Source organism: Pseudoalteromonas shioyasakiensis, from assembly GCF_022398475.1.
Taxonomy (GTDB): Bacteria; Pseudomonadota; Gammaproteobacteria; order Enterobacterales; family Alteromonadaceae; genus Pseudoalteromonas.
Genome location: NZ_JAKEVM010000002.1, coordinates 35,575 through 53,279 on the forward strand (window position 1 = coordinate 35,575; position 17,705 = coordinate 53,279).

Annotated in this window: 14 protein-coding genes; 6 read left to right on the top strand and 8 right to left on the bottom strand. The window is 42.9% G+C overall.

Features of this window, described 5'->3' with window-relative positions:
* The first annotated feature begins 128 nt into the window (after positions 1 to 128).
* The 3 genes from L1D51_RS00910 to L1D51_RS00920 are packed head-to-tail and all read left to right on the top strand — an operon-like array spanning position 129 to position 1,543.
* Positions 129 to 632, top strand: a complete 504-nt coding sequence (locus L1D51_RS00910) for a ZrgA family zinc uptake protein (protein WP_239962167.1) — start codon at positions 129 to 131, stop codon at positions 630 to 632.
* A complete protein-coding gene (locus tag L1D51_RS00915) occupies positions 629 to 1,096 on the top strand; it encodes a Fur family transcriptional regulator (protein WP_058586015.1) in 468 nt (155 codons plus the stop codon). The genes L1D51_RS00910 and L1D51_RS00915 overlap by 4 nt, the downstream gene beginning before the upstream one ends.
* A 45-nt stretch (positions 1,097 to 1,141) precedes the next feature.
* On the top strand, positions 1,142 to 1,543 hold the full coding sequence (locus L1D51_RS00920; protein ID WP_054563008.1) for a MerC domain-containing protein: 402 nt from the start codon (positions 1,142 to 1,144) through the stop codon (positions 1,541 to 1,543).
* A gap of 60 nt (positions 1,544 to 1,603) precedes the next feature.
* Here L1D51_RS00920 and L1D51_RS00925 read toward each other — a convergent pair whose 3' ends face one another.
* Together L1D51_RS00925 and L1D51_RS00930 are read right to left on the bottom strand one after the other, a co-directional pair.
* Positions 1,604 to 1,849, bottom strand: coding sequence for a DUF3297 family protein (locus L1D51_RS00925; RefSeq protein ID WP_171037140.1), 246 nt, complete (start codon positions 1,847 to 1,849; stop codon positions 1,604 to 1,606).
* An 85-nt stretch (positions 1,850 to 1,934) separates the two neighbouring features.
* Positions 1,935 to 2,399 (bottom strand): energy transducer TonB family protein, encoded by a 465-nt coding sequence (locus tag L1D51_RS00930; protein ID WP_054563006.1) that lies wholly within the window; start codon positions 2,397 to 2,399, stop codon positions 1,935 to 1,937.
* A 178-nt stretch (positions 2,400 to 2,577) separates the two neighbouring features.
* On the opposite strand from L1D51_RS00930, the gene L1D51_RS00935 reads away from it, so the two are divergent.
* Positions 2,578 to 4,662 carry a TonB-dependent siderophore receptor gene (locus L1D51_RS00935; RefSeq protein ID WP_239962169.1) on the top strand — a complete coding sequence of 695 codons (2,085 nt, stop codon included), beginning with the start codon at positions 2,578 to 2,580 and terminating at the stop codon, positions 4,660 to 4,662.
* Positions 4,652 to 5,797 (top strand): acetyltransferase domain-containing protein, encoded by a 1,146-nt coding sequence (locus L1D51_RS00940; protein ID WP_239962171.1) that lies wholly within the window; start codon positions 4,652 to 4,654, stop codon positions 5,795 to 5,797. Before L1D51_RS00935 ends, L1D51_RS00940 begins: the two co-directional genes overlap by 11 nt.
* A 62-nt stretch (positions 5,798 to 5,859) precedes the next feature.
* On the opposite strand, the gene L1D51_RS21715 is transcribed toward L1D51_RS00940, so the two are convergent.
* From L1D51_RS21715 to L1D51_RS00975, 5 genes are all read right to left on the bottom strand, one after another.
* Positions 5,860 to 10,806 (bottom strand): S8 family serine peptidase, encoded by a 4,947-nt coding sequence (locus L1D51_RS21715; protein ID WP_275669099.1) that lies wholly within the window; start codon positions 10,804 to 10,806, stop codon positions 5,860 to 5,862.
* Positions 10,807 to 10,965: 159 nt separating this feature from the next.
* Positions 10,966 to 12,150, bottom strand: a complete 1,185-nt coding sequence (locus L1D51_RS00960; protein WP_239962173.1) for an ATP-binding protein — start codon at positions 12,148 to 12,150, stop codon at positions 10,966 to 10,968.
* A 6-nt stretch (positions 12,151 to 12,156) separates the two neighbouring features.
* Entirely contained in the window at positions 12,157 to 12,867 is a 711-nt protein-coding gene (locus L1D51_RS00965; protein ID WP_055020609.1) for a response regulator transcription factor, read from the bottom strand.
* Entirely contained in the window at positions 12,867 to 13,250 is a 384-nt protein-coding gene (locus tag L1D51_RS00970; protein WP_055020608.1) for a DUF3019 domain-containing protein, read from the bottom strand. Before L1D51_RS00970 ends, L1D51_RS00965 begins: the two co-directional genes overlap by 1 nt.
* Positions 13,250 to 14,137, bottom strand: a complete 888-nt coding sequence (locus L1D51_RS00975) for a MipA/OmpV family protein (RefSeq protein WP_239962175.1) — start codon at positions 14,135 to 14,137, stop codon at positions 13,250 to 13,252. Before L1D51_RS00975 ends, L1D51_RS00970 begins: the two co-directional genes overlap by 1 nt.
* Positions 14,138 to 14,491: 354 nt before the next feature.
* On the opposite strand from L1D51_RS00975, the gene tkt reads away from it, so the two are divergent.
* Entirely contained in the window at positions 14,492 to 16,492 is a 2,001-nt protein-coding gene (tkt, locus tag L1D51_RS00980) for a transketolase (protein WP_058586024.1), read from the top strand.
* A gap of 121 nt (positions 16,493 to 16,613) precedes the next feature.
* Here the strand turns inward: tkt and tal are convergent, their stop codons facing one another.
* A complete protein-coding gene (tal, locus tag L1D51_RS00985; RefSeq protein WP_054562997.1) occupies positions 16,614 to 17,567 on the bottom strand; it encodes a transaldolase in 954 nt (317 codons plus the stop codon).
* Positions 17,568 to 17,705: the final 138 nt, after the last annotated feature.

Consider the following 17,705-nt stretch of genomic DNA (forward strand, 5'->3'; position numbering starts at 1 on the left):
TATGGATATGTTATAATGTATCAATTGTGCTTTAATTGTTATAATGTATCAAGTGTGAATCGACGAATGAGTTTTATTCTTTTTTGTAACAGCATGTTTAAAGTGAGGTAAATGGAGTGATTGGGGTTATGAAAGCAGCAAAATTAGCAGTGATATGCTTTATGGTTGGATGTATCTTTTCAGCTCAAGGGCATCAACACCATCATCACTCACATGGTGAGGGAGTGCTTTTTGTGGTTCATGATCAAAACAAATGGCAGGTTAAGTTCATTTTACCGGCTGGAGATATTTTTGGCTTTGAGCATCAGCCCGAGACAGCTGAGCAAAAGCAAACCATTAAACAAACGTTAGCCCAATTAGCAGATTCACAGCAGTTAGTGACATTTAACGGCGAATGTAAGCTTACTCAAGCAAATTTTGAAAACCCATTTGAGCATCACACTCATCATGCACATCAAGACTTAGAAGTTGAATACTCGTTTAACTGTGATAAGCCCGTCTCTAAAGTCACAGTTACTTTATTTGCATGGGCTGAAGCAATATCTGTTATCGAAGCACAGTGGATCACAGAGCAAGCACACGGGATAGCAGAGCTGACAGCAACAAAACCTTATATTGAGTGGCCGCTATGAATAAACAGCGATTAACCAGCACACTTAATAAAGCGAAGCAGGTTTGCCTTGAGCATGGTAGAAAGTTCACCATTCAGCGCAAGCAAATACTGCAAATATTACTAACCACAGACGTGCCGTTATCGGCCTACGAATTAGCCAGTTGCTACAAGCTGCGCACAAGTTCAAGTGTATCTGTTATGTCTGTTTATCGAATCTTGAGCTTTTTGGAGTCGGTAAACCTTGTTCGCAGGCTTAATAGTGCTAACAAATATATCGCTTACGGTACCGACAGTGAGGTTTTTAAGCGTGAGACTTCTTTGTTTTTGATTTGCCGTCATTGCCAAAAAGTTGAGACTTTAGCGGTTTCACAGAGTGATGTTGCAAAGCTTTTCCCTCATTTTGATGATGCAGGTTTTACCTCACAAACAAAGCAATTTGAAATGCTGGGAGTATGCAATGAGTGCCAAGCAAAACTTGCTTGATGCACTTTTTATAATTCATGTGTTCAATTTTGTAGGGATTATTCAGTGAAATTACAAGAAATAATGGACAAGTTTGCCATCGGGTTATCAGCTATGTGTGCTATTCACTGTTTAGCTGTGCCTGTGTTATTGGTTTTATTACCTAGTGCTGCAGCACTGGGTTTAGGTAACGAGCAATTTCATTTTTGGATGTTAGTTGCGGTACTGCCAAGCAGCTTATTAGCACTATTTTTAGGGTGTAAAAAACATAAGCGATATCGATTATTGATGCTAGGTGGTGCAGGGCTGGTGTTGTTGTCTGCAGCGGTGCTGCTTGGCGAAAATGTTATTGGTGAGGCTGGCGAAAAAGTACTTACTTTATTGGGTTCGCTCTTTGTCGTCACCGGGCATTGGTTTAACTTTCGCTTGTGTGGGAAAAAACGAGGGGCTGAGTGCCTAAGCTCGTAAAGATATAAACTTGTTGGCCAACCATTGAATTGGCCAACAAGCTAATTCAGCAAAACTGAATTACTTGTAGAATACTTCTACAGTGCCTTTTACTTTTAATAGTAAAGGTTGGCCGCGGCGATCAAGGGCTTTTGGAGAAGCGACTTTGATCCAGCCTTCGCTGATATTATATTCTTCAACGTCAAAACGCTCTTTGCCGTTAAGTTTTACACCAATTTCATGTTCGAAAACTTCTTCCACATAAAATTTACTACGTGGATTGATAGAAAGTTGGTTTGGTAATTCTGGTTTTTGTGTATCAGTCATAGTTGCGATCTGCATTGAATAAATTGTGCGCCATTGTAGGCAATAGCTGGCATTGGCTCAAGTATCTACACGGCAAATTTATTGTTTACTCGCAGGCTTGTTCTGAATGCTCAACGCACATGGCAACGGCTTCACTCTTTTTGTCGAAGTCGTGTGTTAAGCAGTAGTCAAAACGCATGGTTAACTCAATTACTTGTTCATCCGTGCGCTCTGGCCATTGCCAGTCTCTCACTATTTGCCTTGCTGCCTTTCTTACGTCTTTACTAAAGCGCTTTGGCGCTGAATTTTCAATATTTAAGTTTTTCACATCGCCTTCTGGCGTTACCTGAAAGTTGACAATTGCGCAGCCACTGCCTTGTCGATTTAGCAGCCCTGTCGGGTATTGTACATGGTGCATTGGTGGCAGCCGTTGCCAGCTAGGCTTATCTGTAGTGGTATCGAGTACCTGCGCTTGAATATCAACAAATGGAAATTTACGTGATAAATCAGGGTTTGCGAATGAGCTGATTGATGCGCATACGAGCGTTAATGCTAAAAGTGATTTATACATAGTTTTCCTTAACTTGTTTGTTTTTTAATCCACCTCAAATTTAGCGTTAAAAATTATCTTTGTAAACTAGAGGCTTGGCTAAAAATTAAGGGATAAATGTATTGTTATACTATAACCTATTTTTTATTTATGTTATTTTATAACAAATCATTTCTCTTAACTTTTACAATCAGACCTTATGAAGTACTCAACTCTTAGTTTAGCCTTAGCTGCGGCGTTTGCAGCGAATACACATGCAGCTGATAACAGCGATATCGAAACGATCACCATTGAACATAAACAGGCGTTTCGTGGTGATATTCCAACAAAAGATTTACCGCAATCGATCACCACATTAAGTAAAGACATGATGACTGATAACGGTATTACAAAGTTTCGTGATGCACTGGATTTTTCTGCCAGTATTACTCGTAAGAATAATGGTGGAGCACTGTGGGATAGCTATTCAATTCGTGGTTTGTCTGGTAACGAAAATATGCCGTCTGGGTACTTAGTTAACGGTTTTAGTGGTGGTCGCGGCTTTGCAGGCCCGCGTGATGTATCAAACATTGAATACATCGAAGTATTAAAAGGACCAGGCTCGGCACTCTATGGCCGTTCGGAGCCGGGTGGTACTGTAAACATTATTACTAAAAAGCCACAGTTTTATCAGCAAGGGCAACTTCAAGCTGAGTTGGGTAGCGATGATCACAAGCGTATTCAAGGTGATTACACTAACGGTTTAAGCGATGATTTAGCGTTTCGTATCAATGGCGCATGGCAAGATAGTGACAGCTTCAGAGACTATGTACACCACGACAAATTCGTGATTACGCCTTCGCTTTATTATCAAATCAACGATAACTCATCGCTGACTTATGAGTTTGAGTATGTTGATCAACAGCAAATGTATGACCGCGGTATTGTGGTGTTAAATGGTGATTTTGATACCGTGCCTGAGTCACGCTTTTTAGGTAACCCAAATGATGCACCAACCAAGGTGCACTCGCGCGGCCATCAATTAAATTACAGCAACGATCTAAACCAAGATTGGAGCTTGTTATTAGGTGCTAGTTACCGTACTGCAACGTTAACGGGTTATTCGTCAGATGCTGAGCTTTCACCATCGCGTCAGTCATTATTTGATGATGGCAGAACCTTAACTCGCCAGCACAGATACCGTGACTATGAGTCTGATGATTTATCGCTGCGCTTTGAATTAAGCGGCCACTTTGATGTTGCCGGTATTACCAATCATGTATTGATTGGTGTTGATGGTTACGACTATGAGCTGCGCACTGGGCTTTATCGCTACCGTGGTGGTAATGGTACTTATACCATTGATATTTATGAGCCAGAGTACAGCACTACTGAAGGCCCTGAAGTGGGCATGCAGTACGAAAATAACGAACAACAAAATGCGTACGGTATTTACCTGCAAGACCAACTAGATCTAACCGATAACTTAAAAGTGATGTTAGGTCTGCGTTTTGATGAAATTGAACAAGATATTTTTGAGACTAAGTCTGGTGTGGCATCAAACAGCAAAGAAAACCGCATTAGTCCACGTTTTGGTGTGGTTTACGCACTTAATGACGACATTAACCTTTACTCAAGCTATTCAGAAGGCTTTTTACCACTGAGCGGCACCGATGCTGAAGGTAATCCATTCGGTTTTGAAGAAAGTGACTCGTTTGAGGTAGGCGTTAAATTTAGCTACGCCAATATCAGCGGTACGCTTGCTTACTTTGATGCGAGTAAGAGCAACATGCTGGTGGCAGATCCAGTAAATGTGGGTTATTCAACACCTGTAGGTAAAGCAAATAGCACAGGTTTTGAGTTAGATTTAACAGGTTCATTGGGTGACAATACCGAGTACAACCTATCTTATGCCTATGTTGATGCTGAGACTGCAACAGACAGTCTAAATGTTGATTGGTTAGTGCCAATTCCTAAAGGTAGCCCACTTGTGAACGTACCAAAGAATAACCTTTCGATTGGCTTAAACCATGACCTAAGTCTATTCGCACAAGAAATAAAGATTGGTGGTCATTATCAATATGTGTCTGACCGTTTGGGCGACCCAGCTGATCTCACCTTCCGTTTACCGAGTTACCAAACTGTTGGTTTATTTGCTAAATGGCGAGCGACTGAACGTACGACAGTATCACTGAATGTTGATAACGTGTTTGATGAACAGTATATCGCTAGTTCTTACAATGCATTGTGGGCCTACCCGGGTGCGCCGACGCAATTTAAACTTGGCGTAAGTTATGACTTCTGAGCAAGTTAAAAGCCGTATTCACAGTATCGACATCATGCGTGGTGTCGTTATTCTGCTGATGCTACTTGATCATGTGCGAGAGCGATTTTTCTTGCACATGCAGGTGGGCGATCCCATGGTGGTTGATACAACTTCGCCGGGGCTTTTTTGGAGCCGCTTTGCTGCGCACTTTTGTGCGCCAACCTTTATCTTTTTAACCGGTTTGTCGGCGTGGCTTTATAGTCACCCAGCAAGTGGTGTGGCGCGCTCGGCTCGAAGCTTTTTAATCAAGCGAGGGCTATTTTTAATCGCCCTTGAAGTGACCCTGATTTGTTTTTCTTGGATGGGTTACTACCACACCATTTGGCTACAAGTGATGTGGGCGATTGGCCTTTGTATGTTGGCGTTAGCATTACTGATTAAGCTGCCACGCAACCTATTGCTGGTGCTTGGTTTAGTTATTGTATTTGGTCACAACTTACTGACTCCAATCAGCTTTACGCCCGATGAGTTTGGCTACTCGTTGTGGACGATTTTGCATGACCGAGGCTATCTATCACAAGGCGGTTTAATCGACGTCAAAATTAGCTACCCAGTGCTGCCTTGGATTGGCGTTATTTTATTGGGTTACTGTGCGGGTCCTTTATATGCGCACACTCAATCAGCGGATTCACGTAAACGAGCATTGCTGCTGTTAGCCCTGTTATGTGTGGGATTATTTGCGCTGCTGCGTGGTTTTAATATTTATGGTGAAACCTTGCCGTGGCAAACGTTTAGCACCACAACAGAAACCATGATGTCGGTGTTTAACGTGACTAAGTACCCACCGTCACTGAGCTTTTTGCTGATCACGTTAGCAGGCATGTTTATTGGCTTATGGTTATTTGAAAGACCACTCAACCGCGTTACTAATGCGCTACGTGTATATGGCTCTGTGCCTATGTTCTTTTATATTTTCCACCTCTATGTACTGCTCTTTATGTATCAAATAGGCATGCTGATCTGGGGGGCAAATCAAGGGCAATATTTAGGAGTCAGTGAAATCTCAGGTATTTGGTTTATTACTTTGCTGCTGGCAATAGGGCTTTATTGGCCAACCAAGACGTTTAGTGAATACAAGCGTAAGGCTAACAACCCTTGGTTAAAGTATTTGTAACGAAAAATGCCGATATGCTAAGCATATCGGCATTACTCTTAACTATCCTAATTAACTAATCCTTAGTTAATTCGAGATTTTTTACGACGAAGTGCCATCAGTGGTGCAACAGCTAGTAATAACCAGCCGAATGAACCGCTTGATGATTTCTTGTCTTTTTCAACCTCAGTCTCTGGAATCACTGCCTCAGGGAAAGTACAGCTACCATCGTCAGTATTGGCGCTTTCATCATAGTTAGTTGCTGAGCTGTCAGTACAGCCAAGCTCTTCACCATCAGACATCACCGATAATACAAATGAACTCATTGCTGCATCAGTTGGGTTAACGCTGTCGCTAACTTTTACTGTTACATCAATATCACCATGGAAGTGCGCCGCTGGCGTGATAGTCACGGTGCTACCTGATGTGTGACCAGATACTTCATAAGTGAAGTTTTCGCCTAACACGTCGATTTGGTTGCTCACTTGGTTTTCGTCAGCATAAAGCACGTCAAAACTAATCGTTTCGTTCTCTGCCACCGACATATCAGTTAAGGCTGCCATTTCTAGGTTACCGATAACTTCAAGATCAAGGGTGAGGGTTTCATCATCTGCGCCAACTAAACCATTTGTAAGTGATAGTTGATGCGTTTGATTCGCCGCTTGCTCGCCAATGTACGCTTGGAATTTCACGTCAAACTTAGAGATTTCAGGGCCTGTGTAGTCAAGACACACAACCAGTTTGTCGTGTAGTACTTCGTCCATATTGTCGAAGCCGTACTTGTTACCGATGTTTAAATCAATAGGAATATCACCACTGATAAAGCCACGGCCATCAGCAGCTTTCAAGCCGATAGAACCTTGTGCATCAACCAAGCTTAAGTTGTCATAAGCAAATAGTAGCTCGTATTCACCTGGCTCATAGTCAATGCCCATACGCATGAACATTTCAACATCAACAGATTGGCCTTCAGTTCTTGAGCGCTGGATATTATCCCATTCAAGTACTAGCCACTCACGCGATACCGTATAAGTTGGTGTGATACCTGCGTTGGCGTCATAGTTACCGTAACCACCGTCAACACGCTCAGGGATCATGTTATCACCAACCCAGAACGGCGCGATTAGGTATGGCGGCGGTGGCGGCTGAGTGTAACCCTCAGGCAGTTCAACGTGGAATGGCGTTGTACGGCCTTGCGAACCAAATGTGACTAAACCAGCTGGGTTAAGTTTAATTGAGTCAAAGTGGTACTTGTTAAAGAATGGGAATGACACATCAAGATTAGTGTTCATGATTTCTTTAAATGTGTACTCAAACTCGTTGTAGTAACGACCTTCAACACCTTCTAGTGTACGCCAGCCAAGCTCACGTAGTTCTAGGTAGTAAGGATCTGGTGAATGCGCCGAAGTTAATGAACACATTTCGTCTGTGATGTTGGTGGTAATGTTATAATTACGCTCAACATTTTTAGTCGTCTCTTGAACACCAACTAGTGCTAGAGCGTTGCTATCTAGCATTGGTGTTACTGGCGTTGAGTTAGATGCGACAATGCTGTCAGGAACAATATCTACGCCCGCAGGGAACTCAGTGTTTAGTGCAAATTGACGCGCTTCATTTTCGTTATTAGCAATGACGCTGATTTCAAAGTCAACTAAGTCACCTACATAAGCCTTGTTTTTGTTGGCCGTAAAGGTCACGTCTTTATCAACTTGCTCGATGATCACTGGCACAAAACCAAGATTGCCTGCATCTTCTGGGTTGCTACCAATATCAAAGCCACCGAAGTAAATATCGCCAATTTCCATATCAGGTAGGTTATAAGCAAGGTCAAGCTCCAGTTCGTCATAACCCGGTACGCTGTTTGGTCCTGTTACAGTGAGTGAGCCATTGTCTTCAGTGGTCACCGCTGTTGCGAAAGACACTTCGATACCTTCATCAACTTCACCATATGAGTAGTTTTGAAGGTTCATATAAACGGTGAAATACTCTCCTGCTTCAGGATCAACAATATTACAGAAGTTAGTTAGGGTGTAGCTAGTTGACATACATAGCGTTTCTTCAAAAGACGCGATGCCATCACCATTACTATCTTTACCCATAAAGACCAATACGCGAGACTGCTCATTCATAATGCTTGCGCTGAACATTTTTGCGTCTTCAGGCACTGTCGTCCACTGAATGTGGTTGTTGTTCACAGCTTCGTCTTCACCTTCAACCTCTACGCTATCGAATGGGTCGCCTGGTGTGGTGTCGTTGAATAGGTGTACTGTTTCAACTTGGCCTTTTACTAAGCCGTACGATTGTGTTGTTAGATTACTAATTTCAGAAGTATTAAATGGACCGACTTTCATCGTCGCAGAGCGGCGGTGTGCATCAACCTTAATAAATTCAGGTAAACCTGTATCGCCAACGTAGGTCCATACAGGCATTTCAAGTACTGGCGATTCAGGATTGCTAGACGTTAGAATTAATTGACCTTGGTTACCTGTGTAGTCAACCGTTTCTTGTGGTGTTGCATTTTGATGTGCTTCTACAGTGACAACAATGCTTTGAGTTTCGCCCGCTTTAATATCAAATTGCGCTGGCTCAACACTAATCGTACTATTTCCAATCCAGCTTTCAGTGTGTAGCGTCCAGCTTGCATCTTCAGTTGCCGTGAAGGTCCTGATAAACGTACACTTAAAGCCGCAGTCATTATCTACCATGTAAGCTGTGTTTAGTGCTTTTTCACGGCCACCAAGGCTTGGGTTGGCTGCACTCATGTTCGCAATGCTTTCATCAAGCAATAGGCCCGCTTTATCAGCACGTTCAACTTGCATTTTACCTGAACCCATTTCAGCAAGTGCCGCATCAAAGCCATCATCAGCATAATTATCTAAATAGCGAGCCATACCAAGTTGGTTGTTTGCAGTTAACATTAATGCTGATTGAATTTGCATTGGTGTCCAATCAGGATGAGATTGTTTTAACAATGCTGCTGCACCCGCAACGTGTGGGCTTGCCATTGATGTACCAGACATAGATTGCCAGTCTGAAGTCGCTGGGTTGCTAGTAAATGGTTGATCGTCTGATGATGGCGCATAGATATCAACACCCGGAGCAGCAAGGTCTACAAGTAAGGTGTCAAAGCCAAAGTATGATGGACCACGGCCAGAGAAGTAAGCAATGCGGTCTTTATCTACAGTATCTACGGTGCCTTCGGTTGCTTCAATGGTACCCATGTGGCTGTCGCCTGTGCTTAGCCAGTCAAGTAAGCTCGTACCATCGACGTTTTTAATGTGAATGGTAGGGATAGGGTAAGTCACTGAAGGAATCGTGTAGCGATCGTAAAATGATACATGGTTATAAATAATTAAACCTTCTGCACCGCCTGCCTCTACGTTTAGCGATTTAGAGTACAGCGGGTAAGAACTACGTTTACATACGACAATCACATCTTGTGCACTTTCGTCGATAGCGGTTGCTGGGTCATCAACTAAATCAAATGTCCCTTCAGGGAATGGCTTGTCACAGTTGGCAAGTGCATAGCTTGAGCTTTCATTTGGATTTTCAAAGTCAGTTGCGGCAACGATTAAACCTGTTAGCTCGTTAAAGTTAACACCTGCACCAGCAAATGGTCCTGGCGCTGCAGTATCGCCACCAGTTAGGTTTTTAAGTTGTTTGTTACCAAAATTGACTTTAGTTGAAGGCGTATGAGCTGCAACTGTGGTTACCCAAGGTGAAGAGTGGTCAGCCGTTGAATATTCAGGGCCGCTGTTACCTGCCGCTACCGCCACAAATACACCGGTTTCGGCCGCATTCATGAACGCTTGCTCAATTGGGTCGCTCCATGGGTCTTCTTCAAGGCCACCTAATGAAGCATTCAGTACGTCAACATTATCAATCGCTGCTTGTTCAACGGCTGCTAAGATAGCGCTTGTTGGACAGCCTGCATAAGGGTCACCTGAACCACCAGGCCAACATACTTGGTATGAAATGATATTGGCATGAGGTGCCATACCTGATACTTGCGGGAAAGTTACATTGGTTTCTAAACCAGATGATTGGCTTTCATACTCTGTCAGTTTGTAAGGAATATCGTAAAGGATATTACCTGCCGCTGTACCTGCAACGTGTGAACCATGGCTATGATAGTCTTCACCATTTTCAGGGCGAGTCTCTTCAAACACAGTATCAACGTAGGCTGCGGTGATCTCAGGGTAAGAATAAACACCAATTAGCTTGTCGTTACACAGATCAGCAAATTCGGCGGTTGCACAGTCACCCAGGTACTTGTCGCCTAGAGGGTTGGTGTGAGTGTAGCCATCGCCGCCTACTGCTGCGAATGATGGGTGATCGGTATTGATACCCGTATCAATGATACCTACAACCGTGCCTTCACCTTTGTTGCTGCTCGGGTTGCTAGCACTTGTGCTCCACAGTGCAGAAGCACCAGTTTGCTCAATGGTATTAAAAGTATTTAGGCTGTAGATTTTTGAGCGAGTGATCTTCTTAACACCAGCCACTTTAGCAAGGCGCTTCGCTTCATCTTGTGTCATTTGGGTGGTGAAACCGTTTAAAGTCACATTGAATGTACGCTCAACATTTAGCTGTAAACCTTGCTGGCTCATTGCGGCATTAACAACTGATTGACGCTTACTTGCTAGGTGATTAGCGTAAGTTGCAATCGCAGGCTGCGCCATATTAAGCGTTGAGCGCGCTGTTGCTTGTTGCGTCTGCATTACCACATCTTTAGTGCTCGCAAGCCCTTTAACACCTCCTTGGTAAGTCGAAATAGGTGCATCGTCCAGTTGCACGATATAAGTTTGAATACCACTAATATCTTTCTCTGGTGTGAAAACGCGGCTTTGCTTTTTAACTGTGTTATTAACCTTGTCTTCCCACACAAATTCATTGCTAACGGTTTGCTTTGGCGCATAGCCTGCTGGCTGTTCTGGCCATGCTTGGTCATTTAGCGCAGCAGCAGACGTACCTACACCTAAGTAAAGTGCAGATGCGACCATCACTGATACTTTTTTCATATTGAACATGTGATCTAACTTCCCTCGAAGGATTATAATTATGAGCTCGCGCAGCGGCGAACGGTTGTAATCAGTAGGGATAGTGTTGAGTTGTGACTATAACATCAATGAAATGTAAACAATTGGCACACACTGTTACAGCTTGGTACATTTTTACCGAAAAACTGCTTATCGAAACAGAATACTTGCTCTTGCTCCGCTTAAGATTTGCGCGTTATCTAAACTAAATTTTGCGTTATTCCATAGGCATAATTGCTTAACGATTGATAAGCCAAGCCCAACACCTTGATAGCCTGTTTGGTGTACCGAAGCGGTTTTAGAAAATGGTTGCATGAGGCTGGCGCGCATGTGTTCTGGGATCCCTGGGCCATCATCTTCAATCACTAGCAAAGTGCCGCTTTCGCATTGTGAAAGCCTGATATGAATTTGCGTTTTAGCAAAGCGAACCGCGTTCCCGAGTAAGTTTTGCAATAAGCGTTGAAAGCTTTGTTTATCAACACAAATGGCTGTTAATTCGCAGTCAAGGCGAATAGCCAAAGGGCTATAGCTTTGAAACTTAGTAATGCAGGGCTGTAATAGCTCGTCTGGGCAGTAGTCTTTTACTAACAAGGTGGGTTCGCATTGTTCAAGCTCGGCATAAGTTAAAAACTCTTCGACTAATAGCTCAAGTTCAATAATGTCTTGCAACACACTGTGCCGATAAGCGTTGTTATCAACGACTGCTTCGAGGGCGAATTTAGCCCGCGATATAGGCGTTAAAAAGTCATGAGAAACGGCATTGATCAATTCGCGTTGGCTTTGATTACGGTTATGAAGCGCTAATGCCATGTTATCAAAGGTATCGCCAATGCTTTTTAGCAAGCTAAAACGTGTGAAGTGCACTTGTGCAGTAAAGTCAGCATTAGACATTTTACTACTGGCCTTGCGCAGTTTATTTAAGTCAAACAGCAGTGGGCCTGTAAAAATCACCACAGCTAAGGCAAGGCTAGAGTAAAAAAGAAGGCTCACTAAAGACTGATAACCCTGATCAGCTGGTTGGCTGTATGGGCCAATGCTTAATAAGGTCTGTCTATCATCAGCAAGCTTATGAAAGTAAAGCTTGTTATTGGCATCGTTAACACTAATTACCTGACCTGCTAAAAGTGATGCCTGTAATTGTTTACCAAGGTAAAAGTTCGCCAGAGGTGTTTGTTTAATATCAGGGTTATTGGGGGCAAGACTCAATATACTCTCTGCTAGTTGCTGCTCTGTACTGTAACTTGGTGGGCTTGGAAAATAGGTTTCTAGTAACCAAGCGGCGCTCCCCAGGCAAACTGCGAGGGTTAAATACAAATAACAAAACAGGCGTAACAAACTGCATTAACCCCACGCTTGTGGAGAAAAAATATATCCTTTACCCCAAACTGTGACGATTTTTTGTGCTGGAACCGCTTCGTCACCGAGCTTTTTGCGTAAGCGGCTAATGCGGCCATCGATAGTGCGGCTTTGACCATCGTATTTACGGCCAATGGTACCATCAAATAATTGGTCTCGACTGACCAACTGACCCGCTGATTGAGCTAATTGGATCAGTATTTCGAACTCTGCACTGGTCAATTCAAGTGGCTGGCTATGCAAATAAGCCTCGCGCTGAATTGTATTAATACTCAACGAGCCAAAGCGAATATTATGCGCGTTGTGAGTGGTACTTGTTGGTTTAACAGCTTGGCTGCGACGAATCGTGTTATTTATTCGCGCTAATAAAATGGACGGGGAAACAGGTTTGGTTAGGTAATCATCGGCGCCTAGCTCAAGGCCAGTGATATGATCGACTTGGCTCTGCCTTGCCGTCATAAAAATAATTGGTGTATCTTGGTATTGTTTTAGTTCTTTAAATACCTCAAAGCCATCTTCTGATCCTAATCCGATATCAAGCAAAATTAGGTCGTACTTTTTGCAGCTTGCTTGATAACAGGCATGGCAACCACTTTCAAAGTGCTCAATGGTATAGCCATGTTCAGTTAAATAATTAGAGACTAGCTGGGCAAGTTTTAAATCATCTTCAATGTACAAAATAGTATGTTGGCTCATCAAAAAATACTCCATGCGATATCACGTCGGCGTTTTTTAACATGCTGGTGGAATAAACTAATTTCAGTGCTTTCTAATGGTTCTAGTTGCTCGCTCAGTAGCTCTAAAACAATGTTGCGATTGTTTTGCACTGTGATTGCAAAGTTCTGCCCTTGATTTGGCTTTTGGCAGAACAGCCTAATTTGTTGATCAGTCACACGAATGCACACCGTTTCGCTGACTTCGGTATACCAATTAATCGATACATCCATCACGCAATCTTGCTCTACCGTTACACAGTTTTCTGGTGTTGCCTCGATATAACCTGCCTGTGCGAATGTGCTGCTAACAAACGCGAGGCTAAAAATGAATAAGAGTGAAAAAAGCTTCGTACGCAACATCATCAGTAATTCCATGCAAAGCCAGCATAAAAAGACAGTAAGTTGCTGTCATCGATAAGGGGGCTATCGGCAATACCCGATGATAAGCGTTGGTATTTTATATCGCTGATAAATTGCCATTGCTGATTAAACTGATATTGGTAACTGGCTTTTAGATTGTACTTTTGACTAGAGTGGCCTAAAAAAGGGCTAAATCCGGCTCGTATCTCTTGTTGTGCGCTGCCATAGTAGTAATCCACTAAACCAGCACTTAAATGTTGTATTTCTGCGCCGAGCAAAACTAGGTGCTGATCAAATAAAAACAAGCGCTGTGCAGATAATGCGCCTTGTAACCCTTTGTGATAGTTGGTGAGCTCCATTGACCAATACGCGCTAAAACGCCAGCTTTGCCAGTCAACAATCGCTTCAATACCGCTCATGGCCGACAGTTTACGTTTTGATATTTTAGTAATATCACCGCGGCGCTTTATCACCACTGGTGCTTCAATGCTTGAACCGGGTGGTGGCGGTGTCATTGAAGGGCGGCCACTGGTTGTTCTAATTGCAGTTAGTGCTGTTGAGTGTTTGGCAAAATACAGCCCATCTTCATTGAGTTGGGTGAATAACGACACTTGATAGTGATCGCCCCACACGGGTGTCCAAGCAAACTGAGTATTTGCAAATGAAAAGTCACCGGCAAATACTTCAATACGCGGTAGGGCATAAAGAGGAATGTCGTCTTTTTTATAAACTGGGTTGTCGAGTTGACCATAACCTAAGCTGAAACCAAGGCTTACTCCTTCATCTGCTAAATAAGCAGAGTCAGTGCTGCTTGCCATTGGTGAAAGGCAAAATGCACTGATTAGAAATAAAACTCGTAGCCCAAGTGAGCAACTACCTAGAACAGTCACAAATAAACAACCTTAATGAAAAAACTTGTTAACATTAAGTTGTTATTAATGGCTTGAACAATGAAATAATGTACCAAATTGTAGCAAGGTCTGGTTTTTGTAACCTGAATTAGTTAAGGAAATTGCTTGATAAATAAGCATATTTCACTAATTTGATTTGGTTATTTTGAGCGGTGTCGTCATTTCTTTAGTTAGAAAAAGTTATTAACAATAAAATGGTGTTAAAACCTGCGCTTAGCGGTACAAAATGGCCCTAAATACACGTCATTACTGGCATGGCGGTTTATTAAGTTGCTATTTGGGTGAGTTTTTGCGATATTATTTATATTATAATATTAACAGGAAGCTAATAAGATGACTCTGCCTAGTTCTCAATCTGCAAATGCTATTCGCATACTTGCTGTCGATGCCGTTCAACAAGCTAACTCTGGCCACCCAGGTGCGCCTATGGGTATGGCTGATATTGCAGCGGTATTGTGGCAAAACTTTCACCGCCATAACCCATTAAACCCAGACTGGTCTAACCGTGACCGCTTTGTGTTATCAAATGGCCATGGTTCAATGCTTCAATATGCATTGTTACACCTAAGCGGTTATGACGTAAGCATCGAAGATATTAAGCAATTCCGTCAGCTTCACTCTAAAACACCGGGTCACCCAGAATATGGTTATACTCCGGGTGTTGAAACAACGACTGGCCCATTAGGTTCTGGTATTGCTAACGCAGTTGGTATGGCAATCGCTGAAAAAACCTTAGCAGCGCAATTCAATAAGCCAAAGTTTGATATTGTTGATCACTTCACTTACTGCTTTATGGGTGATGGCTGTTTAATGGAAGGTATCTCGCACGAAGCATGTTCGCTGGCAGGTACATTAGGCCTAGGCAAGCTAATCGCATTTTGGGATGACAATGGCATCTCTATCGATGGTGAAGTAGAAGGTTGGTTCACCGACGATACGCCTGCACGTTTTGAATCTTACGGTTGGCAAGTTATTCGTGATGTTGATGGTCACGATATGAATGCAATTGCGGGTGCAATCGAAGCGGCACAAAGCAACACTACGCAACCAACACTAATCTGTTGTAAAACAGTGATTGGTTTTGGCTCGCCAAATAAATCAGGTAGCCACGACTGTCACGGTGCACCACTGGGTCACGACGAAATCGCAGCTGTACGTGAGCAGCTAAACTGGCCACATCCAGCATTTGAAGTTCCACAAGAAGTTTATAACGAGTGGAATAATCAAGCGAAAGGCCAAGAGCTTGAAGGTGCATGGCAGCAAAAGTTTGCAGCTTATAGCAAAGCACACCCTGAACTTGCAAAAGAATATACACGTCGTGTTCTTGAAAAAGCATTACCAGCTAACTTCGCTGAATTAGCTGATGAGTACATTGCTAAATGCCAAGCCGACATGCAAAACATTGCGACACGTAAAGCATCACAAAACGCGATCACCTTCTTTGCTAACCAACTACCAGAATTAATGGGTGGCTCTGCTGACCTTGCCGGTTCTAACTTAACGTTATGGCCAGAAGCAAAAGGTTTACAAGATGCAGCTGATGGTAACTACGTATTCTATGGCGTACGTGAGTTTGGTATGAGCGCAATCATGAATGGTATTGCATTACATGGTGGCTTCATTCCATTTGGCGCAACTTTCTTAATGTTTATGGAATACGCACGTAATGCAGTACGTATGGCAGCATTAATGAAAGCGCAAAGCATTTTTGTGTATACCCATGACTCAATCGGTCAAGGTGAAGATGGTCCTACTCACCAACCAATCGAGCAAATCGCTAACCTTCGTATGACACCAAATATGACTGCATGGCGTCCGTGTGATGAAACTGAAACAGCAGTAGCTTGGCGTCAATCGTTATTAAAAGAAACAGGCCCAAGTTCACTTATTTTCAGCCGTCAGGGTACCAAAGCAATGGCACGTGATGCACAACAAGTTGCTGACATTGCAAAAGGGGGTTATGTACTTGTTGATAGCGAACAAGCCGCAGAGCTTATCCTTATTGCAACAGGTTCTGAGGTAGAGTTAGCTGTGAATGCCGCTGCTGAGCTAAAAGCACAAGGTAAACAAGTTCGCGTGGTATCTATGCCATCAACGAATCAGTTTGATAGCCAAGATAAAGCATACCGTCAAAGCGTGCTACCAGCGGGTACACCTAAGATTGCTGTTGAAGCTGCACACCGTGACTTCTGGTTCAAGTATGTTGGTCAAGATGGTGATGTACTAGGTATGGAGACATTTGGTGAGTCAGCGCCTGGCGCAGTATTGCTTGAGCACTTTGGTTTCACAGTGGCAAACCTAGTTGCAAAAGCAAACGCATTACTTGCTGAATAATGTGACTGGCTAAAAATTATCGTAATCGCAACACGATAAACCTACATTTGTGATGATGTGTAGGTAATAAAAAAGCCCGCAAACTTTGGTTTGCGGGCTTTTTGCTGCTTAAACAATCGGTTTAAACTAATTCGCTTAAGATTGACTCTAGTTTCTCTTGGTCAATTGCGAACTGACGAATACCTTGGCTTAGCTTTTCAGTAGCCATGGCATCTTCATTCATTTCCCAGCGGAAAGCTTGCTCAGTCATTGCAGCTGGCGCTTCTGCTTTTTCTGTTGCTGGTAATAGTTTTTGAGTTAATGGTGCGTCAGTTGCAGCTAGTTCAGCAAGTAACTTAGGGCTGATAGTTAAACGGTCACAACCTGCTAATTCTTGGATTTCACCGATGTTACGGAAGCTTGCGCCCATTACAATCGTTTCGTAGCCGTGCTTTTTGAAGTAGTTGTAGATATGCGTTACTGACTTAACGCCCGGATCGTTAGCACCGTCGAAATCAGCGCTTGCATCTTGTGCTTTGTACCAGTCAAGAATACGACCAACGAATGGTGAAATTAGGTAAGCACCTACTTCGGCACAAGCGCGTGCTTGAGCAAATGCAAATACCAGCGTTAGGTTACAACGGATACCTTGTGCTTCAAGTACCTTAGCTGCTTGAATACCTTCCCATGTTGAAGCAATTTTGATTAACACGCGCGATGTGTCGATACCTTGCTCTTTATATAAAGCAACAAGCTCAAGTGCTTTATCAACAGTTGCTTGAGTATCAAATGATAAACGCGCATCCACTTCTGTTGAAACTAAACCTGGCACTTGCTCCATTAATTTAGAGCCAATTAATACTGCTAGCTTATCAGCTGCTTTTGTTACAACTTCTGCTGTGTCACTGCTTTGTGCTTTTGCCCATGATACGGCTTCGGCAGCAAGTGGGCGATATTTCTCAATTTGAATCGCGTTTAAGATTAGTGATGGGTTTGTTGTAGCATCTTGCGGTTTATATTCGTTGATTGCTTCAAAATCACCCGTGTCAGCAACAACGGTTGTTACTGCTTTAAGTTGTTCTAATTGACTAGACATAGTTATCCCATTCTTATCATACAAAAGTTAATGTAGTGGCTTTAACCTATTATTTGTGCTGAAAAAACAATCTAATCTACCAGAGGAACTGCGCAATAAATCGCCCGCCAGCAGCAAATAATCCTGTTAATAATATTT

What these genes read in the sequence shown, in the direction of transcription:
- L1D51_RS00910 (WP_239962167.1), top strand. Translation starts at nt 129, where the DNA reads ATGAAAGCAGCAAAATTAGCAGTGATATGCTTTATGGTTGGATGTATC.
- L1D51_RS00915 (WP_058586015.1), top strand. Translation starts at nt 629, where the DNA reads ATGAATAAACAGCGATTAACCAGCACACTTAATAAAGCGAAGCAGGTT.
- L1D51_RS00925 (WP_171037140.1), bottom strand. Translation starts at nt 1,849, where the DNA reads ATGACTGATACACAAAAACCAGAATTACCAAACCAACTTTCTATCAAT.
- L1D51_RS00930 (WP_054563006.1), bottom strand. Translation starts at nt 2,399, where the DNA reads ATGTATAAATCACTTTTAGCATTAACGCTCGTATGCGCATCAATCAGC.
- L1D51_RS00935 (WP_239962169.1), top strand. Translation starts at nt 2,578, where the DNA reads ATGAAGTACTCAACTCTTAGTTTAGCCTTAGCTGCGGCGTTTGCAGCG.
- L1D51_RS00940 (WP_239962171.1), top strand. Translation starts at nt 4,652, where the DNA reads ATGACTTCTGAGCAAGTTAAAAGCCGTATTCACAGTATCGACATCATG.
- L1D51_RS21715 (WP_275669099.1), bottom strand. Translation starts at nt 10,806, where the DNA reads ATGTTCAATATGAAAAAAGTATCAGTGATGGTCGCATCTGCACTTTAC.
- L1D51_RS00965 (WP_055020609.1), bottom strand. Translation starts at nt 12,867, where the DNA reads ATGAGCCAACATACTATTTTGTACATTGAAGATGATTTAAAACTTGCC.
- L1D51_RS00970 (WP_055020608.1), bottom strand. Translation starts at nt 13,250, where the DNA reads ATGATGTTGCGTACGAAGCTTTTTTCACTCTTATTCATTTTTAGCCTC.
- tkt (WP_058586024.1), top strand. Translation starts at nt 14,492, where the DNA reads ATGACTCTGCCTAGTTCTCAATCTGCAAATGCTATTCGCATACTTGCT.
- tal (WP_054562997.1), bottom strand. Translation starts at nt 17,567, where the DNA reads ATGTCTAGTCAATTAGAACAACTTAAAGCAGTAACAACCGTTGTTGCT.